This is a genomic window from Klebsiella sp. GW_Kp182 (genome assembly GCF_040062275.1).
GTDB classification, from domain to species: Bacteria; Pseudomonadota; Gammaproteobacteria; order Enterobacterales; family Enterobacteriaceae; genus Klebsiella; species Klebsiella michiganensis.
Genome location: NZ_JBEAFQ010000004.1, coordinates 145607 through 171034, shown reverse-complemented (window position 1 = coordinate 171034; position 25428 = coordinate 145607). Strand labels below are relative to the sequence as shown.

23 protein-coding genes are annotated in these 25428 nt (G+C 55.7%); 9 read left to right on the top strand and 14 right to left on the bottom strand.

Annotated features, from left to right (window positions below; all coding sequences use genetic code 11):
- Positions 1–150 precede the first annotated feature (150 nt).
- From ABLU88_RS06375 to iraM, 4 genes are all read right to left on the bottom strand, one after another.
- Positions 151–633: a glutathione peroxidase gene (locus ABLU88_RS06375; RefSeq protein ID WP_032692799.1), complete on the bottom strand. Its 483-nt coding sequence runs from the start codon at positions 631–633 to the stop codon at positions 151–153.
- Between the two features lie 88 nt (positions 634–721).
- On the bottom strand, positions 722–2494 hold the full coding sequence (locus ABLU88_RS06370; protein WP_348836228.1) for an EAL domain-containing protein: 1773 nt from the start codon (positions 2492–2494) through the stop codon (positions 722–724).
- Between the two features lie 309 nt (positions 2495–2803).
- Complete coding sequence (gene rstA, locus ABLU88_RS06365) at positions 2804–3520, bottom strand: two-component system response regulator RstA (protein ID WP_004851385.1); 717 nt, start codon at positions 3518–3520, stop codon at positions 2804–2806.
- Between the two features lie 348 nt (positions 3521–3868).
- The gene (iraM, locus tag ABLU88_RS06360) at positions 3869–4216 is read right to left on the bottom strand and encodes an anti-adapter protein IraM (RefSeq protein WP_014229571.1); all 348 of its coding nucleotides are present in this window, start codon (positions 4214–4216) and stop codon (positions 3869–3871) included.
- Between the two features lie 1030 nt (positions 4217–5246).
- Between iraM and ABLU88_RS06355 the strand changes: the two genes are divergently transcribed.
- Entirely contained in the window at positions 5247–5582 is a 336-nt protein-coding gene (locus ABLU88_RS06355; RefSeq protein WP_014229570.1) for a GlpM family protein, read from the top strand.
- Here the strand turns inward: ABLU88_RS06355 and folM are convergent.
- The 3 genes from folM to ydgH form a co-directional block, all read right to left on the bottom strand.
- Positions 5579–6304, bottom strand: a complete 726-nt coding sequence (gene folM, locus ABLU88_RS06350; RefSeq protein WP_014838648.1) for a dihydromonapterin reductase — start codon at positions 6302–6304, stop codon at positions 5579–5581. The two genes, ABLU88_RS06355 and folM, sit on opposite strands and share 4 nt — an antisense overlap.
- Positions 6305–6340: 36 nt before the next feature.
- The gene (locus ABLU88_RS06345) at positions 6341–7723 is read right to left on the bottom strand and encodes an amino acid permease (protein ID WP_014229568.1); all 1383 of its coding nucleotides are present in this window, start codon (positions 7721–7723) and stop codon (positions 6341–6343) included.
- Between the two features lie 179 nt (positions 7724–7902).
- Entirely contained in the window at positions 7903–8853 is a 951-nt protein-coding gene (gene ydgH, locus ABLU88_RS06340; protein ID WP_032748948.1) for a DUF1471 family protein YdgH, read from the bottom strand.
- 522 nt (positions 8854–9375) lie between these two features.
- Here ydgH and pntA point away from each other — a divergent pair.
- The 3 genes from pntA to ABLU88_RS06325 all read left to right on the top strand — a co-directional run bounded on the left by pntA (position 9376) and on the right by ABLU88_RS06325 (position 12637).
- Positions 9376–10905 (top strand): Re/Si-specific NAD(P)(+) transhydrogenase subunit alpha, encoded by a 1530-nt coding sequence (gene pntA, locus ABLU88_RS06335; RefSeq protein ID WP_348836227.1) that lies wholly within the window; start codon positions 9376–9378, stop codon positions 10903–10905.
- A 10-nt stretch (positions 10906–10915) separates the two neighbouring features.
- Positions 10916–12304: a Re/Si-specific NAD(P)(+) transhydrogenase subunit beta gene (pntB, locus tag ABLU88_RS06330; protein WP_004851370.1), complete on the top strand. Its 1389-nt coding sequence runs from the start codon at positions 10916–10918 to the stop codon at positions 12302–12304.
- Between the two features lie 144 nt (positions 12305–12448).
- Positions 12449–12637 (top strand): YdiH family protein, encoded by a 189-nt coding sequence (locus tag ABLU88_RS06325; RefSeq protein WP_004102581.1) that lies wholly within the window; start codon positions 12449–12451, stop codon positions 12635–12637.
- Between the two features lie 128 nt (positions 12638–12765).
- Here the strand turns inward: ABLU88_RS06325 and uspE are convergent, their stop codons facing one another.
- From uspE to ABLU88_RS06295, 6 genes are all read right to left on the bottom strand, one after another.
- Positions 12766–13716, bottom strand: coding sequence for a universal stress protein UspE (uspE, locus tag ABLU88_RS06320; protein WP_348836226.1), 951 nt, complete (start codon positions 13714–13716; stop codon positions 12766–12768).
- Between the two features lie 137 nt (positions 13717–13853).
- Positions 13854–14606 (bottom strand): fumarate/nitrate reduction transcriptional regulator Fnr, encoded by a 753-nt coding sequence (gene fnr, locus ABLU88_RS06315; protein ID WP_004851364.1) that lies wholly within the window; start codon positions 14604–14606, stop codon positions 13854–13856.
- 194 nt (positions 14607–14800) lie between these two features.
- On the bottom strand, positions 14801–15316 hold the full coding sequence (ogt, locus tag ABLU88_RS06310) for a methylated-DNA--[protein]-cysteine S-methyltransferase (RefSeq protein ID WP_014229564.1): 516 nt from the start codon (positions 15314–15316) through the stop codon (positions 14801–14803).
- Positions 15317–15770: 454 nt separating this feature from the next.
- The gene (gene abgT, locus ABLU88_RS06305; RefSeq protein ID WP_025105810.1) at positions 15771–17297 is read right to left on the bottom strand and encodes a p-aminobenzoyl-glutamate transporter; all 1527 of its coding nucleotides are present in this window, start codon (positions 17295–17297) and stop codon (positions 15771–15773) included.
- A gap of 112 nt (positions 17298–17409) precedes the next feature.
- Complete coding sequence (locus tag ABLU88_RS06300) at positions 17410–18855, bottom strand: M20 family metallopeptidase (protein ID WP_048262176.1); 1446 nt, start codon at positions 18853–18855, stop codon at positions 17410–17412.
- Positions 18855–20165 carry a M20 family metallo-hydrolase gene (locus ABLU88_RS06295; protein WP_048262175.1) on the bottom strand — a complete coding sequence of 437 codons (1311 nt, stop codon included), beginning with the start codon at positions 20163–20165 and terminating at the stop codon, positions 18855–18857. Before ABLU88_RS06295 ends, ABLU88_RS06300 begins: the two co-directional genes overlap by 1 nt.
- A 166-nt stretch (positions 20166–20331) precedes the next feature.
- Here ABLU88_RS06295 and ABLU88_RS06290 point away from each other — a divergent pair, with 166 nt between their 5' ends.
- Both ABLU88_RS06290 and smrA read left to right on the top strand, forming a co-directional pair.
- The gene (locus ABLU88_RS06290) at positions 20332–21240 is read left to right on the top strand and encodes a LysR family transcriptional regulator (protein ID WP_014229560.1); all 909 of its coding nucleotides are present in this window, start codon (positions 20332–20334) and stop codon (positions 21238–21240) included.
- An 82-nt stretch (positions 21241–21322) separates the two neighbouring features.
- Positions 21323–21886 (top strand): DNA endonuclease SmrA, encoded by a 564-nt coding sequence (gene smrA / locus ABLU88_RS06285; protein ID WP_025105807.1) that lies wholly within the window; start codon positions 21323–21325, stop codon positions 21884–21886.
- On the opposite strand, the gene ABLU88_RS06280 is transcribed toward smrA, so the two are convergent.
- Positions 21883–22689 (bottom strand): IclR family transcriptional regulator C-terminal domain-containing protein, encoded by an 807-nt coding sequence (locus ABLU88_RS06280; RefSeq protein WP_348836225.1) that lies wholly within the window; start codon positions 22687–22689, stop codon positions 21883–21885. The two genes, smrA and ABLU88_RS06280, sit on opposite strands and share 4 nt — an antisense overlap.
- Positions 22690–22856: 167 nt before the next feature.
- Between ABLU88_RS06280 and ABLU88_RS06275 the strand changes: the two genes are divergently transcribed.
- From ABLU88_RS06275 to pcaF, 3 genes are read left to right on the top strand one after another with little or no spacing between them, the layout of a single operon-like run.
- Positions 22857–23543, top strand: a complete 687-nt coding sequence (locus ABLU88_RS06275; protein ID WP_348836224.1) for a 3-oxoacid CoA-transferase subunit A — start codon at positions 22857–22859, stop codon at positions 23541–23543.
- A gap of 10 nt (positions 23544–23553) precedes the next feature.
- The gene (locus tag ABLU88_RS06270; protein WP_046876591.1) at positions 23554–24210 is read left to right on the top strand and encodes a 3-oxoacid CoA-transferase subunit B; all 657 of its coding nucleotides are present in this window, start codon (positions 23554–23556) and stop codon (positions 24208–24210) included.
- Positions 24211–24220: 10 nt separating this feature from the next.
- Positions 24221–25423, top strand: a complete 1203-nt coding sequence (gene pcaF, locus ABLU88_RS06265; protein WP_004851337.1) for a 3-oxoadipyl-CoA thiolase — start codon at positions 24221–24223, stop codon at positions 25421–25423.
- Positions 25424–25428 lie beyond the last annotated feature (5 nt).

The following is a 25428-nucleotide window of genomic DNA, read 5'->3' as shown; positions in this document are numbered from 1 at the left end:
AAATATCTGGCGTGTGGTGGGCTGAAAAATGAGTGATTTGTATCGCGTGCGCGGGACTTATTCCTAACCCATTGTCATTTTTCCAGGCGCACTTCCGGCGCGGAACGAACATTCACTCGCGCACAGGCAGTGGTCAGGGAGGCAAAAGATTTAAATCTTTAGTGCGGCAAGGATGGCGGTCTCCATTTTCTCCGGGGTGGTGAACGGCGCGAAACGCGTGAGAGGGGTGCCGTCGCGACCGATCAAGAACTTCGTGAAGTTCCATTTGATCCGCCCGCCCAGCACGCCGGGTAACTCATCTTTCAGGTAACGAAACAGCGGGTGCGCGCCGGCACCGTTGACCTCCACTTTCTCGAACATCGGGAAGCTCACACCGTAATTGACCCTACAGGTCTGCTCGATGTCATCGACGCCGCCGGGCTCCTGCTTACCAAACTGGTTGCAGGGGAAACCAAGCACTATCAGCCCCTGAGCAGCGTATTTCGCGTAGAGCGCTTCCAGCCCTGCATATTGCGGCGTGAAGCCACAGTGGCTGGCGGTATTGACTACCAGAACGAGCTTGCCAGCATAGTCAGCCATTGAGATGGGCTGGCCGTGCAGGCTGGTGGCAGTCAATTGGTAAAAGGTAGTCATATCGTGTTCCTCAGTGCAGCGCCCGTTGCGCGTCTTTATCGCTGGATTGGTTCATATACTGAAAGAACATTGAAAAGAGTCGTTCGTCTCAGGATTTCTTTCCCAGGTCTGCCTTTCTGGCGCGATACCATGCGGCAAAATCAACGGAGACCATCGGCCGGGCAAAAAAATATCCCTGAACCTCATCGCAGCCCAGGCTGCGTAAAATCTCAACCGTTTCGAGATCCTCGACGCCTTCGGCAAGAACGACGTAATCGAGCTGCTTGAGGAGCCTGATAACGTTGTGCACAATAATGCGGCTGGCTTTCTCATGGACTATATGCCTCACAATAGACCGGTCGAGTTTGATGATGTCCAGCGGGATTTGCCGCAGGTAATTAATGTTGCTGTATCCCGATCCAAAGTCATCCAGAGAAATTTTAAACCCGCGTTTTTTGAGCATGTCCAGTCCGTTCAGCGCGGCCGGACTTTCAAGCATCTTCTCAGTCTCCAGACACTCCACCCCCAGCAGGGCTGGGTCAAGACACGCCTCCCGCAGTTTCTGCTCAAGCTCCTCAGCGAAATCGGGTCGAGAAAAATCGCTGGCGGCGAGATTAATTGAGACGGGAAGAGAAAGCCCCCGATCCCGCCAGTCACTCAACTGCGCGATAGTATGATCGATAACCCAGGCCGAGAGTTCGCGCATCAGGCTAGTCTTTTCGACCAGCGGAATAAATTCACCCGGCAGCACTTCGCCATTGATAGGATGCTTCCATCTTATCAAGGCTTCAGCGCCCGTCACGTCTCCCGTCGTCAGCGAAATTTTTGGCTGAAAGACCAGATATAACCCCTGGTTTCCCTGCAGCGTTTGCCTGAGTTCGGTGAGCAGGCTGAAATCTCGCTTCTTGCGGATGTCCAGTGCGTCATTATAGGTCGTAAAACGGAGCCCCTGGCTTATCGCTTCATGCAGTGCGCTCACCGCGCGCCGCAGAATTTCATTTGGCGTCATGTCGCTATCGCAAATACCGGAGTCACCCATGTGAATATTCAAATCCAGGGGAACGTCCGGGCCGATCCTGGCCTGGGTTCCCTGAAGCCGTAGTGCTATACCCTCCAATGACAGCGCCATGGGTTCCGGGGTGAAAAAGGCAAAGCGTCCCACCGCCACGGCGTAAAGTTTGCTCGCCATGGGCAGGCGCGCCTGCAGCGCGACGGTCATGTCACGAAGCAAATTCTCTACCGCCAGCATCCCCAATGAGCGGGCCATCTCGTAGGCAAATGGCATATCAATGCAGTCAATAATGACCAGCCTGAAAGTACCCTCCGCCGACACCTCAATGTCCTTGAGCAGGCGCTGCCGATTGGGTAAAAGCGTGACGACGTCGATATACCCCACTGAGTGCCAGGAGGCTAAGAAATCCGATATCAGCTCGGCCAGAGTCTTAAAAATAGCGATCTGCTCATCTGAAAGTGTCCTGGGTTGCGTATCTAAGATACTCAAGGTACCCACGGTCACTCCATCGCGGGTTTTCAGCGGGCATCCTGCATAAAAGCGAATGAATGGCGCTTCTCTGACCGCCCGATCGCGATGAAAGATCGGGTGCTGATGCGTATCAGGACAAAGGAGAGTCTCACCCTGTTTCAGGGTCTGTTCGCAAAATGCTCCGCCCAGGCTGGTGTCCGTGGGGGCGATATTCTGAGCGGATTTGATGTACTGCTTTTCATCGTCAAGGATTGACACAAAACTCATTGGCATTTTTAGCAACTGGCAGACCAGATGAGTGTATTTTTTTAACGCTTCGTCTCGCCCTTCGTCCGCGTTTTTTAACAGGTCAATCGCCGCGCGTCTTTTGCTTTCATCGCTGCTGAGATCGTTCAACATATAGATGCTCCCGTGCAGTAGATATTGCGGTCATCCCAACCCACTGAAGGTGTGAATCTCTATACTCACGACGGGTGTCGATACTGGCCAGGCGCCAGCGCTATCACTCCACAGTAGAATGTTTTCCGTTGATTGTCTGCAAAGAGTATCACCCGCCCGGCAAGTCGTGAGGCGCGCCGCGCGGTGAAGCGCGGGTTTTGCGTGGGAAAAGCAATTTCACCCCCTGTTTTAAAAATAATTAACAGGAGGTTGAATTGGCTCTGACGGCTAACTCCGCACAAACAGCTATTCCATCGCCATATGCCAAAATTAATTGTCCCAGGCGTGCGGGGCGAACAGGTAACCTTTATTGCGTACCGTTTTGATACGATATGGCTCAGTCGCATTATCGAGAAGCTTTTTACGCAGCCGCGAGATGGCGACATCGACGCTGCGGTCCATACCATCGTAGCTGACGCCGCGCAGATTTTTTAATAACGCGTCCCGATCCATAATTTGTCCAGCATGGGTCGCTAACTCCCACAGGAGATCGAAATCCGCAGTGGATAAGGCGACGCTTTCGCCGCCGAGCATCACCTGTCTATTCACCGGGTCGATACTCAGGGAGCCAAAAGCGATCGCTTTATGCGGGGTGAGCGAGGAGGGGACGCTGCCGTCCGGCACGGCGATATGCTGGCGCAAATGCAGGCGCAGGCGAGCTAACAGCACCGCGGGCGGCGTGGTTTTCAGGATATAATCGCTGGCGCCCATTTCGAGTGAGAGAATATGGTTCATATCGCTGTCCAGTGAAGTGAGCAATACGATTGGCCCCTGCCACTGGCCGCGTAAATCGCGGCACAGCGTCATACCGTCTTTACCCGGCAGCATGATATCCAGCAGCACCAGGTCCGGCTTTTCGCGCGCGATAACCTCTTCCGCCCGATCGCCGCGCGGTTCTACCACCACGTCCATATCGTGTTTGCCAAGGTAGGCCGCAATCAGTGCGCCGACCTCGGCATCATCCTCAACGAAAACAATTTTATTCATATTGTGTATGCTTGCACTCATCTTTTAATCGCTTGAATCTCTTTACCTGCATCGCGGCTGAGGTGGCGCATTCAGTATCTGAAGTCAGGTGCCTATTCATTCGCTACCGCCATTGTAAACCATCCGGACATTAATATGAGCTATATATTAGCCATGAAATTCGCTATGATTCCCGGAGCTGCGGTTCAGGACTATTTTTTGCGGAGCCAGACAATGATTCAGATACGAGCAGAAGCATTGCGCATTAAGGGAACAGGGTGCGGCACAATGTGGGCACGGGCTGTCAGGACAGCGCGTGCCCACATAGAAAATAAGTACCGGTACGCTAGCGCGAATGATGGGGAAGCCTTATTGCGGCCTCTTTTGCCTGGCGCCGTAGGGGCACAAGGCGAACTTGCAGAGGCTTCTTCGATTGCAGATGAGCAGCATAGGGTTCTGATTACCGGGGCATTCAATATTCTTTGAAAATGTTGACCATAAATTTTCCGTATAGGGGAATGCATGAATAACCTGTAAATCGCCGGGCACACCATTAATGAAAACTTCATTTTGTGTGATGTTAATAACCGAACCAATGCTCAAAAAATAATCCCCACTATACCAAATAATTAATTTCAGATTTTTGGCACTTGCCGCAACTGAAAAACCTGTTCCTGTTACAGGACATACAAGGCTATTTTCAATATTCCACTGCATGCTTGACGCTCTCCGGTAATTTACGAGCATTTTCGCGTTGATGAATATATTTTGATTAAGTTCATGGCCATTTTTACTTTGCGTGAAGCAGGTCCGAACATGGAGATTCCTTTAACTGGTTCTTATGCTGATTAATATAAAATAATAACAATTAGATGAGTGTCTAATACTAGTAATGATAATAGCAACAAGTAAAAGATTCGAAAAACTGGCATGAGCTGAACTAAATGGCTGCATTGAGGATTGTGAACAGAATAAAATTCTGTTCTGGATATCAGGAACAGATCGAAAGATTGTGAAATCATATAATTACGATCATATCTACTACCGCGCCTGTTATTAACGGCAAAGTATGCTTCCTTATGAAATCGGTTTTATATTGATGTAAATCAAAATAATTGGTTTTATTTAGCCATTTTGCTAAAAAATGGCTATGTGCGCTTATTCAGGATTTGCGCAAAAAGAATAATTTCAAAATAACCTCTTATGATAAAAATCAACCATATCAATTAACCACTTTCACTCTATTTTGCCAGTATTGATTTGAATCATTTAGTGCAAAACAATAGCTGCACTGAAGCGGTGCGGTTATTGAGCTGGGCATTTTGTAAATGCCCGTCAGGCAAGCGCGCCAGACTTTAAAATCTGTGTAAATACGTTAGGAAGAGATGCGCCGAAAATAGGCTAATTTGATTTGTATCTAAAAATACGAAAAATAATATGTTATACGTATAACTCAATAATCAGAAAAAACATTCTCTTTTTGATTTAATGAATGTATTTAGCCGAAGAGTTTTTAAGGCAGCAAAAACGGCCATCTAATAACGCGCTCCGCTTGCCAGGGATATCATCCATGCGAACGGTTATCGCCAGGAGCGGATATTCGGCATAGGGGGGGGCGGCAGTGATGAGACCGCTAAAAAATAGGTCTTTTGCTTCTACACGGTATCGGCCGCTCTTGCGCGTTTATAATTGTCGGCGCTTCCGTTATGCTGCGGGGTCTTGTTGTTTAAATGTTAAGGCTAAAGGAATGGGGTTGTTGATAAAAGCGCTGCTCGGCGCGCTGGTCGTTGTCCTGATTGGCGTGCTGTCTAAAACGAAGAACTACTATATCGCCGGGTTGATTCCGCTCTTTCCGACCTTCGCCCTGATCGCGAACTATATCGTTGCCAGCGAGCGGGGGATCGAAGCGCTGAGAACCACCATCGTATTCGGGATGTGGTCGATCATTCCGTACTTTATCTATTTGCTCTCGCTATGGTATTTCACCGGCGTTATGCGCCTGCCGTTCGCTCTGGCAGGCGCAGTGGGGTGCTGGAGCCTCTGCGCGTGGCTGTTAATTATCGGCTGGAGCCGTTTCCACTAGCGCAGATGGCGGCCGCCGTCGACGGCAAATGAGCGACCGGTCACGTAGCGGCTGCTGAACAGGTATTCGATCAGGTCGCTAATCTCTTTTTCACCTGGCGCGATTTTCATCAGCGATTTATCAAGCGCCTGCTTGCGGTATTCCGCGTCATCGCCTTCGTTAAATAAAATCAGCGAAGGGGCGATAGCATTGACCTTAATTTCCGGCGCCAGCTTGCGGGCGAACGAGCGGCTCATATTATCCAGCGCCGCTTTGCTGGCGGCGTAGGCAATGTGTTTGTCGCTGCCGCGCTCCACAACGTAGTCGGTGATATGGATAATGTCGCTGGCCGCATGGCCGTGGCCGCGCAGCAGGCTCTCCAGGGCATGGTTGAGCAAGTAGGGGGCGTTGACGTGAATTTGCATCATGCTGGCGAGCACCGTGGTTAACGGCACCCCGGGCTTTTCCGCCATCCAGCCGCTGGCGTTATGGATGATGGCGCGCAGACCGCTGCCGGCGTGCGCCTTCACCTCTTCGGCGAACGCCAGAATGCTATCGTCAGTGCTGAAATCCGCGTGCAGACAAACGGCGCCCGCTTCACGTAGCGCGTCGATGGCGGGATACCAGGTGCGGTAGCTGATAATAACGGGCTGCTGCCGGGCCAGAAAATGGCGGGCCAGGGCGAGGCCGATACGACGGCCCCCGCCGGTAATCAGGATTGGACGAGGCTGGATGTCAGCCATGGGTATCTCCTTTGAGTTCAGCGGCAGGGTAACCGCTTACCCTACCAACATCCACGTTGCCGGTACGGCGGCAACCAGCAAAAAACCAATTAATGCCAGGTCACGGCGTTTGAGCGGGCGATCGTGCTGGTGTGTACGACGGGCATACAGGAAAACCAGAAGACCCGGAGCGTAAAGTATCACTGACAACAATAAATGCACAGGGCCGGACGCATATAATAACCATAAGCCATAAATACAGGCACCGACACCGACGGCCTTGTGTAGCGGGCGCTCAGCAATCTTCAGCAAAAATGCGCCGACGAGAAAGTAGGGCACCAGGATCATCTCAGAGGCGATGGTCAGCAGCGTGTTGTAATCTGAGCCGGTAAGCCAAATCAATACCAGCGAAGCCTGTACGCTGACGTTGGTGAGCCACAGCGAAGCCGACGGGGCATTGTTTTTATTGGTCCGGGCAAACAGGCGCGGGAAGGCTTTATGCGTTGCTGCCAGATAGGGCACCTCCGCCGCCATAATGGTCCAGCTCAGATACGCGCCGCAGACGGAAATAATCAGCCCGGCGGCAATAACAATCTCCCCCCATGAGCCCATCATGTTGACCATCAGCCCGGCCATTGAGGGGTTGCGTATTTCCGCCAGCTCGCTACGCGGCACGACGCCTAACGAGAGAAGCGTCACCAGCAGATAGACCGCCAGCGCGGAGAGTACTGCCAGCAGCGTCGCGCGGCCAACATCCTGTTTATTACGCGCGCGTGCGGAAACAACCACCGCGCCTTCGACGCCGATAAAAACCCACAGGGTGATCAGCATGGTGTTTTTCACCTGCTCCCATACCGGTACGCCCAGCGCCAGGCCGCTGAAATCCAGGCGGAATGTCTCCATACGAAACGCGATGGCGGCCAGCGCGATAAACGCGCCGAGGGGCAGCAGTTTGGCCAGCGTCGCGGCCAGGTTGATACCCGCGGCCGTTTGTACACCGCGCAGCACCAGGAAATGGACAATCCACAGCAGGACGGAGGCGCCGACGATGGATTGCCAGGTGTTGCCGTCGCCAAACAGGCGCAGCTCGGGGGTATCGGTAAAGAAGCTTAGCGCAGAGAAGACGATAACCAGATAGGAGACATTGGCAACAACCGCGCACAGCCAGTAGCCCCAGGCGGAGCAGAAGCCTATCAACTCGCCAAAGCCTTCCCGGGCGTAGGTAAAAATACCGCCGTCGAGTTCGGGGCGAATGCGGGTGAGCAGCAGCATGGCAAAGGCGAGGAACAGGATCCCCACGCCGGTGATACCCCAGCCGATAAGCAGTGCGGAAGGGCTGGCGACGGCTGCCATATTTTGCGGCAGGCTGAATACGCCTGCACCCAGCATTGAGCTGAGAACCAGCGCGGTCAGGGCGCTAAGGCCCAGTTTCTTTTCCATTGCATTCCCGAGGTGACAATCATCAAACTAAGAATATTTATTTGGCGAAATCGCATAAAAATGGAGGATTGCGCTAAGGCGCGGGATTTTACGGAGTGTTTTGTATGCATGCAATGGCGAGAAATGAAAAAAAGAAAAAAGGCGGCAGATCGCCGCCTTTTTGTTCAGCTCAGACGCCGTTATTTATACAGGTCGGCGCTGATGGTGATGTTGCCACCGCGCTCCTGCCACTGGCGGGTAATATGGTAGTACTTCGCGCCTTTCTTCGCCGCGCGCTTAGCCGTCTGGTAGGAGATTTCCGTCATGTTACCGTAGTTACCGGTGAACTTGATGCTGTCGTATGGCACCATCTGCGCGGCGGTGATTTTGTTCACTTCCTCGACTTTGGTACCGTCCGGCAGAGTGACGGTGTAACGCCCGCCTTTAGAAGATTGCGTTTCAAAGAAGCGGCCTACGCCGGTGCCGGAACCGACCGCTGCGGTGGTCGCTACGCCCGGGATCTCCACTTTCTTCGCGGCTTCTCCGCCTTCAGCCAGCGCAGCGCGACCGGCTTCTGAATCTGCCGGGATAGCGTCCGGGCTTTGCAGAACGCGTTTTTTGGCATCGGCTTTGTAGATATAGGCGGTGATTCGCTGGTTGCCGCCCTGGTTGGCATCAACCTGGCGCACGATAAAGAAGGAGGCGGCGCCCTTGGCCTTAGCGGCTTTGGTGATGGCGTCGTTAACTTCCGGCTGGCTGCGGTAGAAGCCCTGTACGGTGACGGTATCAAACGGCTCCAGCTCGACGGCCTGGTCCTTCGGTAATTCCATTACGCCGTTAATCACACGATTTTTCGGCGCGTCGGCCTGCGGGGCATTTTCTTTATAAAAATCGGCCGTTACGCGCAGGTTGCCGCCGCTGCCAAAATCAGACGTGTCGACAACATAAAAGGATGCTGCGCCATCTTTGTCTGCTTTACGGGAAACGGCCTGCACCGCGTCGCCAATGGCGTTAAAACGGCCGGTAACCACTACGCGATCGTAGGGCTTCAGCGCTGCCGCCTGCTCCGGAGTCAGCTCGGTCGCTGCATGGGCAGACAACGCGGTTGTAGCCAGAAGAGCAGACGCCAGGAGTGAGTTCTTAAGCTTCATAAAAATAATCCTTTGCCTTGCGCAAACCATGTACTGGTATTGTTGTTGACTGAAAACATTTGATTATTGCATTTATCGTGAGTGACTGTCTGCGTCAATTTTCAGTTGTCGCCCTAAACGTATACTGCAGAAATATAACATTTTTCGATATGTTGAAAAAACAGCCGCTTGACCAGCAAAATCGATAATCGATATCACTTTCATAAGTTAACGTAATGTTAATGCGATGATCAAGACGGCGATAAATGGTGAATTAACCCCTCTGCCAAGCGGATTATCAGGCGCTGGCATAAAAATAAGGTAAATATTGCTGCCTGGCACGGTTAGCCGTGCGTTTTACCAATAAAATCAAAATTTCTGTTTTATTGCTGTAGATCACAATCGGTATTTTCAGTAGGTTATAAAAAGTTTGTTACTGTTTTATTTTTTCAGACATATGTTGGAAGGCACGTTCATCCGCCTTCGCGACGGTCGTTTGTAAGAAAAGTAAACCATCATCAAAAACCGATGGAAGGGAAAACTATGCGTATTGGTGTACCAAAAGAGAGACTAGCCCTGGAAACCCGGGCCGCCGCCACGCCGAAAACGGTGGAGCAGCTGCTGAAACTCGGGTTCAGCGTCGCGGTAGAAAGCGGAGCAGGTAAGCTGGCCAGTTTCGACGACGAGGCCTTCGTTCAGGCTGGAGCGGAGATCGTTAGCGGTGATGACGTCTGGCAGTCCGACGTCATTCTGAAAGTGAACGCGCCCGATGACGAAGAGATCCTGCTGCTTAATCCCGGCACGACGCTCATCAGCTTCATCTGGCCGGCGCAAAACCCGCAGCTGATGGAAAAACTGGCGGCGCGTAATATCAACGTGATGGCGATGGATTCAGTGCCGCGTATTTCGCGCGCTCAGTCGCTGGATGCGTTAAGTTCGATGGCTAACATCGCCGGCTATCGCGCAATCGTTGAAGCCGCCCACGAGTTTGGCCGCTTCTTCACCGGGCAGATCACCGCGGCAGGTAAGGTTCCTCCCGCGAAGGTGATGGTTATCGGAGCCGGGGTTGCCGGTCTGGCGGCCATCGGCGCGGCTAACAGCCTCGGCGCAATCGTCCGCGCGTTTGATACCCGTCCGGAAGTGAAAGAACAGGTGCAGAGTATGGGCGCCGAGTTCCTTGAGCTGGATTTTAAAGAGGAAGCGGGCAGCGGCGACGGCTATGCCAAAGTCATGTCTGAAGCCTTTATCAAAGCCGAGATGGCGCTCTTTGCCGCGCAGGCCAAAGATGTCGACATCATCGTTACCACCGCGCTGATTCCAGGTAAACCGGCGCCGAAGCTGATTACCCGCGAGATGGTTGACTCCATGAAGTCCGGCAGCGTGGTGGTTGACCTGGCGTCGCAAAACGGCGGCAACTGTGAATACACCGTGCCGGGCCAGGTGGTTACCACCGCCAACGGCGTGAAGATTATCGGTTATACCGATCTCCCTGGTCGTCTGCCGACGCAGTCCTCACAGCTGTATGGCACCAACCTGGTTAACCTGCTTAAGCTGCTGTGCAAAGAGAAAGACGGCAATGTCGTTATCGATTTTGATGATGTCGTTATCCGCGGCGTTACCGTGGTTCGCGAGGGTGAAATCACCTGGCCCGCTCCAGCCATTCAGGTATCTGCTCAGCCGCAGGCGGCAGCGAAAAAGGTTGAAGCGCCAAAAGCAGAGGCGAAACCGAGCTCGCCGCTGCGCAAGTATGCGCTGATGGCGCTGGCGATTATTCTGTTTGGCTGGCTGGCAAGCGTGGCGCCGAAAGAGTTCCTCGGCCACTTTACCGTTTTCGCGCTCTCCTGCGTGGTCGGTTACTACGTCGTATGGAACGTCTCCCATGCGCTGCATACGCCGCTGATGTCGGTCACTAACGCGATTTCCGGCATTATCGTGGTAGGGGCATTGTTACAGATAGGCCACGGCGGCTGGGTCAGCTTCCTGAGCTTTATCGCGGTGCTGATCGCCAGCATTAATATTTTTGGTGGTTTCACCGTCACTCAGCGCATGCTGAAAATGTTCCGCAAAGGATAAGGGGTAACAAATGTCTGGTGGATTAGTTACAGCTGCATACATTGTTGCCGCGATTCTGTTTATTTTTAGCCTGGCGGGGCTTTCCAAACACGAAACCTCCCAGCAGGGGAACTACTACGGCATTGCCGGGATGGCGATTGCGCTGGTGGCGACCATTCTGGGGCCGGATAGCAGCAACGTCGCGTGGATCCTGCTGGCGATGGTTATCGGCGGCGCGATCGGTATTCGCCTGGCGAAGAAAGTTGAAATGACCGAGATGCCGGAGCTGGTGGCGATTCTGCACAGCTTCGTGGGCCTGGCGGCGGTACTGGTTGGCTTTAACAGCTATCTGCAGCATGAAACCGGTATGGAACAGATTCTGGTCAATATTCATCTGACCGAAGTGTTCCTCGGTATCTTCATCGGCGCGGTGACCTTTACGGGTTCCGTTGTGGCGTTTGGCAAGCTGTGCGGCAAGATGTCTTCTAAGCCGCTGATGCTGCCGAACCGTCATAAGCTAAACCTGGCGGCGCTGGTCATTTCTTTCCTGCTGCTGATCGTTTTCGTGCGTACCGACAGCATCGGCATGCAGGTACTGTGCCTGCTGGTGATGACCGTGATTGCCCTGGCGTTTGGCTGGCACCTGGTGGCCTCCATCGGCGGCGCGGATATGCCGGTCGTGGTATCAATGCTGAACTCCTACTCCGGCTGGGCGGCAGCGGCGGCGGGCTTTATGCTCAGCAACGACCTGCTGATCGTAACCGGTGCGCTGGTAGGTTCTTCCGGTGCAATTCTGTCCTACATCATGTGTAAGGCGATGAACCGTTCGTTCTTCAGCGTGATTGCCGGCGGTTTTGGTTCTGACGGCACGGCGTCCACAGGTGATGAAGAAGTGGGCGAGCACCGTGAAATCAGCGCCGAAGAAACCGCTGAGATGCTGAAAGGTTCTCAGTCGGTCATCATCACCCCGGGCTACGGCATGGCGGTTGCGCAGGCTCAGTATCCGGTCGCGGAAATCACTGAGAGACTGCGCGCGCGCGGAATCAAAGTGCGTTTCGGTATTCATCCGGTTGCCGGGCGTCTGCCGGGCCATATGAACGTCCTGCTGGCGGAAGCGAAAGTCCCGTATGACATCGTGCTGGAAATGGATGAGATCAACGATGATTTCTCCGATACCGACACCGTACTGGTCATCGGCGCTAACGACACGGTGAACCCGGCCGCGCAGGACGATCCGGGCAGCCCGATCGCCGGTATGCCGGTGCTGGAAGTGTGGAAAGCGCAGAACGTCATTGTATTTAAACGTTCAATGAACACCGGCTACGCTGGCGTACAAAACCCGCTGTTCTTTAAAGAGAACACCCACATGCTGTTTGGCGATGCCAAAGCCAGCGTCGATGCGATTCTGAAAGCGTTGTAAGGCCTGGTCGTTTAAAACCTGTGCTTCTTAAGCCGTCTCTTCTGAGACGGCTTTTTTATATAGGTGACGAAGGGGTTATTTGCTCATAAAATAATCAGGCGAAGGTGTTACAATAGGCTGTTTTTCACCCAAACTGAGGATATTATGGATACCGAGTTAACCCCCACGCAACTGGCCATCGAATTTCTGCGCCGTGACCCCGCTGCTTTAACCCCCGCGCAGTATCTGAAAAAGCTGAAATTGCTGGAACTTGAGTTCGCCGATTTAATGGCGCTTTCGTCCATGGAGCTTAAAGAAGAGATCGATCACGCCTGGCGCTTAGGTATCCACTAACGTTTTCGTTACCCACAAAGCTGTTGAAATCGGGGCCAAATGGCCCTTTATTTTTGTTAATGGGATGCTAAAAAATCCCCCGCGCGGGCGGGGGATGACGTCTTATTACCACGAATGAAGTCAACGGACTAATCGCCTTCTTCGTCGTCCAGCTCAACCGGCGTCTGGTACTGGTCCGGCTTCAGAGCCAGCAGGTCGCAGCGCAGGTGGTCAATAACCTGTTCAGCGGTATTGCCGAGGAAGGCTGCCGAGAGTCCGGTTCGACCAATCGTACCCAGTACCACGATCCCCGCCTGAAGATGCTCTGACAGGTCGGGAATGACCTCCTCAGGTAACCCTTTTTCAACGTGGGTGCGGCCTTCATCGATGCCGAATTTTTGCCGCAGCGCTTTCATGGCAAGCAGATGCTGACCGCGAATGGCGTCGTTATAGACGCTGGGGTCAAAATCAGGGAGCTCAATCGCGATATTGATGGGCGTGACGGGATAGGCGCCCACCAGGTGAACCTCTGTATGGTTAACCTGTTCCGCCAGCTCAATGGTTTCTCTGACCAGTTTTTCATTGAGCGCGTTGTGGTAGTTCTCTTCACTGGCGAGATTGACCGCCACCAGCGCTTTACCGCCTTCCGGCCACGGCTGATCTTTGACCATCCAGACCGGACATGGGCATTTACGCAGCAGGTGCCAGTCCGTTGGGGTGAAAATCACCGCTTCCAGCTTGTCGTGCTGGTGCGCCATCTTCAGCACTAAATCATGCTTGTCGCTGATGATTTCCTGAATAATGGCTTCGAAGGGACGATTGTGCCACACCACTTTAATATCAATGGGCACGCCGGACTCTATATAGAATTTTGCCTGCTCGCGGATCCAGGCGGTACGCTGCCCGATGACGCCCTGGCGCATGGCCGTGCGTTCGTCGGGGGAGAGCAGGGTGGTCATTTCATAAGAAAAATCATAGATCGGCAAAAAGGCTTTGATGCGGCCACCAATCCGTTGGTGCAGATACACCGCGCGCCGCAATGCAGGCTGGTCGTCCTGATTGGGGTCGATTACTACCAGCATGTTCTGATACTTCGCCATACAGGGTCTCCTTACAACTGTAACTACAGTCTGTATTAAAAAGATAACCTATATGGATGAAATGAAACAGGGGATGAGCCTGGCCAGATCAACAAATTAGAAAAAAATTCGCGATCCGGCCGGATACGGGAGGACTATCAGGCGACGTTGCGGGCCTGGCCAGCAAGCTGCGCCAGCAGGTCGCTGTTTTCGATGGTGATATATTTGCCTTTAACCGCCAGCATACCGCTTTTCTGGAAACGTCCCAGCAGGCGGCTGATGGTTTCAACCGTCAGGCCCAGATAGTTGCCGATATCGCCACGGGTCATGGTGAGGCGGAACTCACGCGGCGAGAAGCCGCGCTGCGCGAAACGGCGGGACAGATTGTAGATAAAGGCCGCCAGGCGCTCCTCTGCGTTCTTTTTAGAAAGCAGCAGGATCATATCCTGATCGCCTTTGATCTCGCCGCTCATCAGACGCATCATCTGCTGACGCAGGTTCGGCATCTTACCGGAGAGGTCGTCCAGCGTTTCAAACGGAATCTCGCAGACCATTGAGGTTTCCAGCGCCTGGGCAAAGCTCGGGTGGTGGGCGGTGCCGATAGCGTCAAAGCCGACCAAATCGCCGGCCAGATGAAAACCGGTGATCTGCTCATCGCCCTGTTCGGTGATGGTGTAGCTTTTAATGGTGCCAGAACGAATTGCATACAGCGATTTCAGCTCATCACCGGCTTTGAACAAGGTCTGTCCTTTCTGGATAGGCTTTTTCCGCTCGATGATGTTATCAAGCTGGTCAAGCTCATGCTCGTTCAGAGTAAAAGGGATGCAAAGCTGGCTAATGCTGCAATCCTGGCAATGGATTGCACAACCGCCAGACTGAATGCGTCGTATAATTCGCTTTTCCGGGATCATAAGTCTGCTCAGGCTTTAATTGATATTGGTCAATTTTAACATCTTTTTGGTGAGCAGGTAAGTCTCGAACCCCTGAAACACGTAATATTAAAAGGGTAAATCAGTTACCCATTTTATCTCATTGATTATGAATAAGTTATCTGGCGATGTTGGATTGTAAAATTACCGGAAGATTCCAGAAAAGGCACTTACGGTCAAAGGAGCAGATAGCCTTCGTGACGCAATAGCCACTCTTTTCGCTGCACGCCGCCGGCGTAACCCGTCATGGTGCCGTTACGCCCGATCACCCGGTGGCAGGGCACCACAATACTGACAGGATTTGAACCGTTGGCGGCACCCACGGCGCGCGCCGCGCCCGGACGTCCCAGCGCCTCCGCGAGCTGACCGTAGTGCATGACCTGGCCGCAGGGGATGGTGCGCAGCGTTTGCCAGACTTCCCGCTGAAACGGCGTCCCGCCGGTGGCGGTAGGTAAGGTGTCGATAACGGCGAGATCGCCCGCGAAGTAATCGCTAAGCTTACGGCTCAGGTTACCGGGATTACGCGAATCAACGCGTTGGTAGCCTTCACGGCGATAATGAACATCCAGCAGTTGTTCCATGCGGTCGCGGTGCTGATCCCACTCAACGGCCCGCAGGTTAAACTGCTCATCGCAAATCACCCACAGCGGCCCCAGCGGGGTGTCAATTTTATCTTGCAACAGCGTGAGCATCGGTCCTCCTTCAGCGAGGTTATTTTGGCAGGGCATCACCATAGCACGACGCGATGTGGGCAAACCATACTCCGAAAAGGTCAACAAACAGGGTCAGCATGGACTATTAATTATGAGGTGAGGAAAGCGATGTTTATTTTTACATTCACTCGCAGACGCGTTGGCAAGGCGATTTTGCTACCTTTATCCGGCGGCGAATTCACCGGCAACCATCCGGCGCGGCAGATAAACAGACTGGCTTTCCTTGAGTCCATGATTTCCCGGCGTTTCTGCGCGGGTTTTTACCAACAAAGGTGGTGATATGCAATATATGATGACTGGCGTTGTAATTGTGATTATCAGCGGCTTAGTAATTCATCTGATCGCTTTGGCGATTGAAGGACTGTATAAAGTCATCAGTAACCGCACGACCTGGCGTTAACGTTTTTGTGGCCTTCCCTGGCCTGTCGCGACGTTAAGGTAATCGCGGATAAATACCCGGTCCGATGGGCAGCCCCACGAGGTACCAGCCAACCAGCAGCAGTAGCCAGACGGCAAGGAATATTAATGGATAAGGCAAGACCAGCGAGTAGTAGGTTCCAAGCTTAGCGTCGGGCCGGTAGCGCTGTAAGAAGCCGAGAAATAGCGGCACAAACGGCGATACCGGCGCCAGCGGCAGCACCGATGAGTCGGCGATGCGAAACAGAATCTGCGCGAATGCCGGGTGAAAGCCCAGCAGCATAAACATCGGCACGAAAATCGGCGCCAGAATCGACCAGATTGCCGAACCGCTGGCGATAAACATACACAAAAAGGCGGATAGCAGCGCCAGGCCGACAAACGCCGGTACGCCGTTCATTCCCGCGCTCTCCAGCAGATCCGTCAAGCCGACGGCCATAAATTTCCCCATATTGCTCCAGTTGAACATGGCGACGAACTGGGCCAGCGGGAAGACCATCACGATAAAACCTGCCATCTCTTTCATCGGCTCAATCATCAGCTGAGGCAGATCGGCCTGGCGGCGAATTTTGCCGGTGGCGATGCCGTAGGCCAGTGAAACGACGAAGAAGAAAAAGATAATGAGCGGGACGATCCCTTTTATAAACGGCGAAGGCATCACGGTATGCTTGATGGGATCGCGCAGGATACCGTTTTCCGGCACGACCATCAGCGCGATCGCCGCCACGAATAACAGCGCGGCCACGCCGGCCACGCGCAGGCCGAAGCGCTGTTCCGGCGTCAACGTCTGCAGCGTTTCATCGCTGTTGCCTTGCCATTGCCCTAACCGCGGTTCCACCAGTTTATCGGTAATCAATCCGCCAACCAGAGTGAGAACGATCACTGAGGTTGCCATAAAATACCAGTTATCAATCACGCTGACGTGGAGCGAGGCGTCAAGGGTTTTTGCCGCTTCGGTGCTGATGCCAGAGAGCAGGACATCGGTGGTGACGATGAGCAGATTGGCCGTGAAGCCGCAGCCGACGCCGGCGATGGCCGCCAGCAGCCCGGCAACCGGGTGGCGGCCGACGGCGAGGAACATCAGGGCGCCCAGCGGCGGCATAATCACCAGCGCGGCATCGGAAGAGATGTGGCTAAAGAAGGCGATAAAAAGCACCATATAGCTGGCGTAACGGGCGCTAACGTGGGATGACATTTTCACCATCAGCGAAGGCAGCAGGCCCACTCGTTCCGCAAAACCGGCCCCCAGCACCAGAGCCAGAATGGCCCCCAGCGGCGCGAAACCGCTGAAGTTCTTAATGACGTTCGGCAAAAACCAGTGCAATCCTTCAACGCTAAGCAAATTTTTCACCACCACTCGCGAGCCGTCGGTGGGGTTCTGTACCCCGACGTTCAGCGCCGACAGGATGGCGGTGGCGACCATTAACGCCACAATCAGATAGATAAACAGTAAAAACGGATGCGGGACCTTGTTACCTATTTTTTCAACCCAGCCATAAAGCTTACCGGTGGGGGAAGGCGACGGTATGGATGACATACTCATGGGCGTTCCTCAGTTGTCGTTGTTGTGTTGGTTGTCTCTTTACCCCTGGGCGTGTCAGCCGTTATTTTTTTGGCGATTACCGCGTTGCCGTACTCCATCCAGGGGGCTTTTATTATTTTAAAATCGAAGGGTTGATCTCCTGTGGAATGGGGCACCGGTAGGGCCTTTCGGCTAAGACCTGCGCCAGTTCCTGCTGGCTGGCGGTCAGTAACGCCCTGTCGCTGAACAGACGAATGGCCGTCGCGCCCAGCACTTTCCCCGCCAGCAGCATCCCTTTGTGGGCGATGGAGGTTCTGCCCTGGCTCACCAGTTGCCAGGAGTGCAGCGGCGTCCCGACGGCAAAACAGGGGCTGAAGCACTGGGCCACGGGGGCCTTCCAGCTCACGTCGCCGACGTCGGTAGAGCCCGCAAGGATGTTGTCCGTTGCCGCCCACGGCGCCACTTCATCGATCAGGCGCGTTTCGCGGTGGCGGCGGGCGAACGCTTTCCCGTCCTCGCCGCCGGTGTCGGCAATGTTTTTCAGGCTGTTATTGATATCGTTCGCGCTCAAGGTTGCGCGAATTTCGGCGGCGAATGCGCGCTCTTCCGCGCTCCAGGGCGGCGTGCCGTAATGGCAAACCGCCTGATACATCGCCGCTTCCAGCGTGCGGTTGGGCAGATAGCTGGAACAGGCTTTTTCGAAGCGACAGCTGACGCGGGTCTCGGTCATCAACGCCGCGCCCTGGGCGATTTTCTCGATCCGGGCGAAGATTTGCTGCGCGTCGGCCATTTCCGGCGCGCGAATGAGATACAGCACCTCCGCCTGCGCCTGGACAACGTTGGGGGAGACGCCGCCGGTATCGGTGATGGCGTAGTGCACCCGCGCCTTTTCGATAATATGTTCGTTAAGGAAGTTGCTGCCGGTGGTCATCAGCGTCACGGCATCCAGCGCGCTGCGGCCCAAATGCGGCGAGTTTGCCGCGTGCGCCGCGGTGCCGGTAAACCGCCACGCCGCCTGAATGTTGGCAAGGGTGCGGGTGCTGAACATCCCGGCCCAGGCTTCCGGATGCCAGGTCAGAGCGGCATCGATGTCATCGAATAACCCCTCGCGGACCATGAAGGTTTTCCCCGAGCCGCCTTCCTCGCCGGGACAGCCATAGAAGCGAAGCGTGCCGGCGCCGCCCTGTTGCTGCAGCCAGTTCCTGGCGGCGACCGCGGCGGCGAACGCCGCCGTACCAAGCAGATTATGCCCGCACCCGTGACCGTTTTCTCCCGGCGTCGAAGACGCGGGTTCCGCGCAGTGGGCCTGCTGGCTGAGCCCCGCCAGGGCGTCAAATTCGCCGAGGAGGGCAATCACCGGTTGGCCCGCGCCGAAGCTGGCGATAAAGGCGTTGGGGATCCCGCCGGCATTGCGGGTCAATTGAAAGCCTTCCGCTTCCAGCGCATCGGCCAAACGCGCAGCGGACCAGAATTCCTGAAAGCGGGTTTCCGGATGGTCCCAGATATCATCGGCAATGGCGCAAAAATCGTTGCGCCGCCCCTCAATAACGTCATCGACAAATTGATAAACGTGTTCCATTACACACCTCGCTGCCAGGGAAAGTTCAGGGCGACGCGTGCTAACGTTTCGACGGCCAGGGTCATCACGTTCTCGTCGAAATCGAATTTTTCATTGTGGTGACCGGCGCTCAGTTCCGTGCCGAATATCATGTATGAGGCGAGACCGCCGCGCTCCTGGACCCGGGCCATCATCAGGGTGGCATCCTCGGAACCCGCCGGGGCAGCGATACGATCGACAGCCTGTTTAACGCCGGGGACCTGGGCCGTCTGCTGGCGCAGATAGTCCACCCACGCCGGCGACGGGGCGCTGGAGGTGGCCGCGCCCATCAGCTGCAGCTGGTAACTGGTTTCATACATGATCGCCGCGCCGGCGATCGCCTGTTTAGCCCGCTCAAAGACGTACTGGTTAATGGCATCGGTTTCGCCACGGGTTTCGACTTTTAATAGCGCGGAGGAGGGAACCACGTTACGCCCGGTACCGGCCTGCATGACGCCGACATTAACCCTTGATGCCCCGGCGCTGTGCGGCGCGATGCTGTGCAGGGCAAGGGCGGCCTGGGCCGCCGCCAGTAGCGCGTTACGGCCATCTTCCGGTTTACCACCAGCGTGGGCGGCGACGCCGCTGAACTGCACATCGAATTTGGTGGTGGCCATAAAGTTATCGCCGCCGCAGACGACGGTGCCGGCAGGGACGCCGGTACCGATATGAATGGCGGTAAAGTAATCCACCTCATCAAGTACGCCCGCCGCGACCATGGCGCGCGCGCCGCGGGTACCTTCTTCCGCCGGCTGGAAAATCAGCACCATCGTCCCGTTGAGCTGCGCGGCATACTCCTTCAGAACGTGCGCCAGACCCAGCCCGATTGCGGTGTGACCGTCGTGGCCGCAGGCATGCATCATGCCGTCGTTGCAGGAGGCAAAACGATCGCGATGCGGACGGTGACTATCGTCATGCTGCTCGTTGAGATCGAGCGCATCCATGTCGACGCGAAACGCCAGCGTCGGCCCCGGCCGCCCGGTATCGAGGGTCGCCACCACTCCGGCGAAGCCGCCTTCAAACGCCGGTAGCCAGCGTTCAGGCGCACCCTGCGCGCGGGCGCGCTGGAACGCCTGCGCCAGCGTCTCTTCATCAGGCAGGCCCATACGGCTATCGGCATCGATAACGTCGCGCCCCAGCGCCAGCTGATAACCCAGACCGTCTAATACTTCCGCCACTTTGCTGGCGGTGCGGAACTCCAGCCAGCCGGATTCCGCATGCAGGTGAAAATCGCGACGCCATTCGGTCATTTTTGGCGCCAGCTGGTTGATGAAATCATAAAGTTGCGGCATAACCTTTCCCGTTATAAGCAAAAACTGTGATGGTGTTCACGAAGTGATAGCCTTTACTTATCACCCATCACTTTCATGCACTCTCATCCTTAACCTGCCACAGCACAATCGATTACAGTAGATGTCATTTTCTTCTGTCTGATAAACACTGGTTATCACTCACAACATGTCATTTCAGATTAAATTTCACCACATTCGCGCCTTCGTTGAGGTCGCGCGCGAAGGAAGTATTCGCGGCGCCAGCCGGGCGTTGGCGATTTCGCAGCCGGCGTTGACCAAAGCGATTAAAGAGCTGGAAGAGGGGCTCTCCGCGCAGCTGTTTGTGCGCCGTAGCCAGGGGGTGGCGTTGACCGAAAATGGCGAAAGTTTTTATCAACATGCGAGCCTGATCCTGGAAGAGCTGCGGGTGGCGCAGGATGAATTGCTGCAACGTCAGGGCGAGCAGGCCGGGCAGATTAATATCGGCCTTGGCGCCAGCGTAGCGCGTTCGCTGATGCCTTCGGTTATTTGCCGCTTTCATCAGCAGCATCCGCTGGTGAAGGTGCGGATTATGGAAGGACAGCTGCTGGCGATGATTAATGAACTGCGTCAGGGTGAGCTGGATTTCACCATCAATACTTACTATCCCGGCCCCTACGATCATGAATTCAGCTTTGAGAAGCTATTTGAGAAACCCTTCGCGGTATTCGCCCGCGCCGGTCACCCGGCGGCACACGTCACTTCACTTACCGAGCTGCTCGATCACCACTGGACGATGCCGACGCCGCGCGGTAGCTACTTCAAACAGCTGCAGGAGATGTTTAACCAGGCCGGACTGGCGCCAAAGGTGGATATCGTTTGTGAGACCTTCTCTTCGTGCATTAGCCTGGTGGTGAAAAGCGATTTTCTCAGCATTCTGCCGGTCGAACTTGGCAACGACCCGATGATGGCGGATAAGCTGGTGATGATCCCCATTCGAGAAGCGTTACCCAAAGCCACCTATTTTCTGATTCAGCGCCGCGATACGCGGCAAACGCCCTTAACCGCGTCATTAATCACGCTGTTTCGTCGTCAGAGCCGACAACTATTTCCATAATCGCGCAGAGGTGGCTAAACGCGTTGAGGAGGCGCCGCGAGACGGCTATAGTAACCACCCGGTAGTAGCTGGAGGAGCGCGCATGAACCTTGACGACAAATCCCTATTTCTTGGCGCCATGGAGGACGTTCAGCCTCTGAAACATAATCACGACGTTCACTGGCACCCCGCGCGCAATACTCGCGCCGCGCTGCGGATTGATCCCCTGCAGCTGGATAACTTTCTGACCACCGGCTATCTCGATATTGTGCCGCTGGCAACCGCCCTTGAGTTTAAGCGGGAAGGTCTGCAAAGTGGCGTCCTGGAGAAGCTCCGGCGCGGCAAATACGGCCAGCAGGCAAGCCTCAATCTGCTGCGCCAGCCGGTGGAGAAGTGCCGACAGAATCTGTTTGCTTTTGTGGTCCAGGCGCAAAAAGAGGGGCTGCGTAATGTGCTGATCGTGCATGGCAAAGGGCGCGACGATAACGCGCACGCCAATATTATTCGCAGCTACCTGGCGCGCTGGCTGGTGGAACTCCCGGAAGTCCAGGCGTTCTGCGCGGCGTTACCGCACCACGGCGGCAGCGGCGCCTGCTACGTGGCCCTGCGGAAATCGGCGGAGGCAAAGCAGGAAAACTGGGAGCGCCACGCCAAGCATAGCCGCTAGCGCATCAACAGCGTCAGTTCCCGGGCTGCTTTCTGTAGCTCGGGTAACACCCGCTCCAGCATCTCGTGCATGGAGACCTGCCCGGCGTGTACGCCGACGTTCAGCGCCGCCTGAATCTGCCCCTGAGGGTTAAAGAGCGGCACCGCCAGCGAGCGCAGCCCCATCTCGAGCTCCTGATCGTTAAGCGCGTAGCCCTGCTGGTGCACGCGCTTAAGTTCGGTACGCAGCTTTGCAACCGAATCAACGGTTTGCGGGGTATAGCGAATCATCGTGACCCGGCCCAGCATATCGTTCAGCTTCTCCTCCGGCTGATAGCTCAGCAGCACGCGTCCCATGGAGGTCGCCCAGGCGGGCAGGCGGCTGCCGATGTCGAGATCGATGGTCATAATGCGCGAACTCGACGCGCGAGCGATATAAAGAATGTCGTCGCCGTCGAGAGTGGCGATGGAGCAGGACTCATTGAGCATTTCGCTTAAATGCTTCAGCACCGGCTGCGCCGAACGCGCCAGCGGCGTGGAGGCAAGCCAGGCGTGGCCCAGCGCCAGAATTTTCGGTCGCAGCTGGAAATTTTTACCATCTTCGGCGTAAACAAAGCCCAGTTTGCTCAGCGTATACAGGCAGCGGCGCACCGCCGCGCGCGGAATGCCGGTCTTTTGGCTGATCTGCGAAATTGAGAGCAGCGGGCGCTGCGGAGTAAACGCCTGGATCACCTCCAGCCCGCGCGCCAGCGAAGCCATAAAGTTCGGATCGCCCTTAAACGGATCGCTATCGCCCGTCAGTAAATCATCTGGATGCTTCTCCATTTTCTTCTCCGTATTTGCCGTCGATCACATTCTTTCGCTAAACATACACGATGTTCGATTATCGCACCATATTTCGATTATCGCCCTTGACCAGCATCGTTAAGCGGGTCACATTTTGTGCGAACAACGAATAAAAGTGCGATTACCGCACATACAGGAGCGACCTGATGATTGATAAAAGCGTGTCGACGCTACGTGATGCCATCGCCGGGATCCACGACGGGGCGACCATAATGATTGGCGGTTTTGGCCCTGCCGGGCAGCCGACGTACCTGATAGATGCTCTGATAGAACAGGGGGCCCGTGATTTAACCATTATCAATAACAATGCGGGCAACGGCGAAGCCGGCCTGGCGGCGCTGCTGAAGGCCGGTCGGGTGCGAAAAATGATCTGTTCGTTCCCACGTCAGGTTGATTCGCAGATTTTCGATGAGCTTTATCGCCGCGGCAAAGTTGAGCTGGAGCTGGTACCGCAGGGCAACCTCGCGGCGCGGATCCAGGCGGCAGGCGCTGGCCTCGGCGCGGTGTTTACCCCCACCGGCTACGGTACGCCGCTGGCAGAGGGGAAAGAGACCCGCGAAATCGACGGGCGTCATTACGTGCTCGAATACCCCATCAGGGCCGACTTCGCGTTGATCAAAGCCCACCAGGGCGACCGCTGGGGAAACCTGGTTTATCGCAAAGCGGCGCGCAATTTTGGCCCGATTATGGCGACCGCCGCGAAAACCACCATTGTAGAAGTTTCGCAGCTGGTGCCCTTGGGCGATCTCGACCCGGAAAGCATCATTACCCCGGGCATTTTTGTGCAGCGCGTCTACTCCCTGGAAAACCTGATTGCCGCTAAAAGCGCCTGAGGAACTCTTAATGCAAAAACTGACTCGCGATGAGATGGCCCAGCGCGTGGCCCGCGATATTCCCGAAGGCGCTTACGTCAATCTGGGGATCGGCTTGCCCACCCGCATCGCCAACTATCTTCCTGCCGATAAAGAAATCTTCCTGCACAGCGAAAACGGCCTGCTGGGGATGGGGCCGAAACCGCTGCCGGGGGAAGAGGATCCGGAGCTGATTAACGCCGGGAAAGAGTATGTGACTCTGCTCAACGGCGGCTGCTACTTTCACCACGGCGACTCCTTCGCCATGATGCGCGGCGGGCACCTCGATATCTGCGTGCTTGGCGCCTACCAGGTTTCCGCCAGCGGCGATCTGGCGAACTGGAGCACCGGCGCGCCCGACGCCATTCCTGCCGTCGGCGGAGCGATGGATCTGGCCATTGGCGCTCGTCAGGTCTTCGTGATGATGGATCACCTGACCCGCGAAGGGGAGTGCAAGCTGGTAGAGCACTGCACCTATCCGCTGACCGGCGTCGGCTGCGTCAGCCGTATCTACACCGACCTGGCGGTCATCGATATCAGCGAAAGCGGCCCGGTGGTGCGGGAAATCTTTAACGGCCTCTCTTTTGAGGAACTGCAGCGCATCACGCCGGTGGCGCTGACTTTTGCACAACTGGCGGAAAGCGCGTAAGGAACCTATGATGAATCAGGCATTTATCTGTGATGCGGTGCGGACGCCGTTCGGCCGCTTTGGCGGTACCCTGGCCACCCTGCGCGCCGACGATCTGGCGGCGCTGCCGCTGAAAGCGTTGCTGGAGCGCAACCCGGGACTCGATCCGGCGCGTATTGACGATGTGATTTACGGCTGCGCTAACCAGGCGGGGGAAGATAACCGCAACGTCGCGCGCATGGCGCTGCTGCTGGCCGGTCTGCCGGAAAGCGTACCGGGCAGTACCGTAAACCGCCTGTGCGGTTCCAGCCTTGATGCGATCGGTATCGCAGCGCGCGCGATTAAAAGCGGCGAAACTCAGCTGATGATCGCCGGCGGCGTGGAGAGCATGTCGCGCGCGCCGTTTGTGATGGGCAAGGCCGAAAGCGCCTTTAGCCGTACGATGCGGATGGAAGATACCACCATCGGCTGGCGCTTCATTAACCCGCAGATGAAAGCGCTGTACGGCGTGGATTCGATGCCGGAAACGGCGGAAAACGTGGCGGACGATTTCGCCATTTCGCGGGAGGACCAGGATGCGTTTGCGCTGCGTAGCCAGCTGCGTACGGCGGCGGCGCAGGAGGCCGGACGCTTTGCCGACGAGCTGATTGCCGTCTCGGTGCCGCAGCGTAAGGGCGAACCGCTACTCTTTAGCCGCGATGAGCACCCGCGCAGTACCACGGCGGAGGCGCTGGCCAGGCTGCGCGGCGTTGTGCGCGCCGACGGTACGGTGACGGCAGGTAACGCTTCCGGAGTCAACGACGGCGCCTGCGCGCTGCTGCTTGCCAGCGAGCAGGCGCTGGCCGCCAATGATTTACAGCCGCTCGCCCGCGTGGTGGGCGTCGCGACGGCAGGGGTGGCGCCGCGTATTATGGGATTTGGCCCGGCGCCGGCGGTACGTAAGGTGCTGGCGCAAACCGGGCTAACGCTTGGGCAGATGGACGTCATTGAACTGAATGAGGCCTTTGCCGCTCAGGCGCTGGCGGTCACGCGCGATCTGGGTCTGCCCGACGATGCGGCGCACGTCAACCCTAACGGCGGCGCGATAGCCCTCGGACATCCGCTTGGCGCCTCCGGCGGCCGTCTGGCAATGACCGCGGCGTACCAGCTGCGCCGTACCGGCGGGCGCTATGCGCTGTGCACCATGTGTATCGGCGTCGGTCAGGGGATCGCGCTGATTATAGAACGCGTTTAAGGAGC

Bases quoted from the DNA above. Each gene is read 5' to 3' on its own strand.
- pcaF (WP_004851337.1), top strand. From the start codon at position 24,221: ATGAATCAGGCATTTATCTGTGATGCGGTGCGGACGCCGTTCGGCCGC.
- uspE (WP_348836226.1), bottom strand. From the start codon at position 13,716: ATGGCGAAGTATCAGAACATGCTGGTAGTAATCGACCCCAATCAGGAC.
- ABLU88_RS06295 (WP_048262175.1), bottom strand. From the start codon at position 20,165: ATGCCGCAACTTTATGATTTCATCAACCAGCTGGCGCCAAAAATGACC.
- rstA (WP_004851385.1), bottom strand. From the start codon at position 3,520: ATGAATAAAATTGTTTTCGTTGAGGATGATGCCGAGGTCGGCGCACTG.
- ydgH (WP_032748948.1), bottom strand. From the start codon at position 8,853: ATGAAGCTTAAGAACTCACTCCTGGCGTCTGCTCTTCTGGCTACAACC.
- folM (WP_014838648.1), bottom strand. From the start codon at position 6,304: ATGGCTGACATCCAGCCTCGTCCAATCCTGATTACCGGCGGGGGCCGT.
- abgT (WP_025105810.1), bottom strand. From the start codon at position 17,297: ATGAGTATGTCATCCATACCGTCGCCTTCCCCCACCGGTAAGCTTTAT.
- iraM (WP_014229571.1), bottom strand. From the start codon at position 4,216: ATGCAGTGGAATATTGAAAATAGCCTTGTATGTCCTGTAACAGGAACA.
- ABLU88_RS06355 (WP_014229570.1), top strand. From the start codon at position 5,247: ATGGGGTTGTTGATAAAAGCGCTGCTCGGCGCGCTGGTCGTTGTCCTG.
- pntB (WP_004851370.1), top strand. From the start codon at position 10,916: ATGTCTGGTGGATTAGTTACAGCTGCATACATTGTTGCCGCGATTCTG.
- ABLU88_RS06375 (WP_032692799.1), bottom strand. From the start codon at position 633: ATGACTACCTTTTACCAATTGACTGCCACCAGCCTGCACGGCCAGCCC.
- ABLU88_RS06270 (WP_046876591.1), top strand. From the start codon at position 23,554: ATGCAAAAACTGACTCGCGATGAGATGGCCCAGCGCGTGGCCCGCGAT.
- ABLU88_RS06370 (WP_348836228.1), bottom strand. From the start codon at position 2,494: ATGTTGAACGATCTCAGCAGCGATGAAAGCAAAAGACGCGCGGCGATT.
- ABLU88_RS06280 (WP_348836225.1), bottom strand. From the start codon at position 22,689: ATGGAGAAGCATCCAGATGATTTACTGACGGGCGATAGCGATCCGTTT.
- pntA (WP_348836227.1), top strand. From the start codon at position 9,376: ATGCGTATTGGTGTACCAAAAGAGAGACTAGCCCTGGAAACCCGGGCC.
- smrA (WP_025105807.1), top strand. From the start codon at position 21,323: ATGAACCTTGACGACAAATCCCTATTTCTTGGCGCCATGGAGGACGTT.
- ABLU88_RS06300 (WP_048262176.1), bottom strand. From the start codon at position 18,855: ATGGAACACGTTTATCAATTTGTCGATGACGTTATTGAGGGGCGGCGC.
- fnr (WP_004851364.1), bottom strand. From the start codon at position 14,606: ATGATCCCGGAAAAGCGAATTATACGACGCATTCAGTCTGGCGGTTGT.
- ogt (WP_014229564.1), bottom strand. From the start codon at position 15,316: ATGCTCACGCTGTTGCAAGATAAAATTGACACCCCGCTGGGGCCGCTG.
- ABLU88_RS06345 (WP_014229568.1), bottom strand. From the start codon at position 7,723: ATGGAAAAGAAACTGGGCCTTAGCGCCCTGACCGCGCTGGTTCTCAGC.
- ABLU88_RS06275 (WP_348836224.1), top strand. From the start codon at position 22,857: ATGATTGATAAAAGCGTGTCGACGCTACGTGATGCCATCGCCGGGATC.
- ABLU88_RS06325 (WP_004102581.1), top strand. From the start codon at position 12,449: ATGGATACCGAGTTAACCCCCACGCAACTGGCCATCGAATTTCTGCGC.
- ABLU88_RS06290 (WP_014229560.1), top strand. From the start codon at position 20,332: ATGTCATTTCAGATTAAATTTCACCACATTCGCGCCTTCGTTGAGGTC.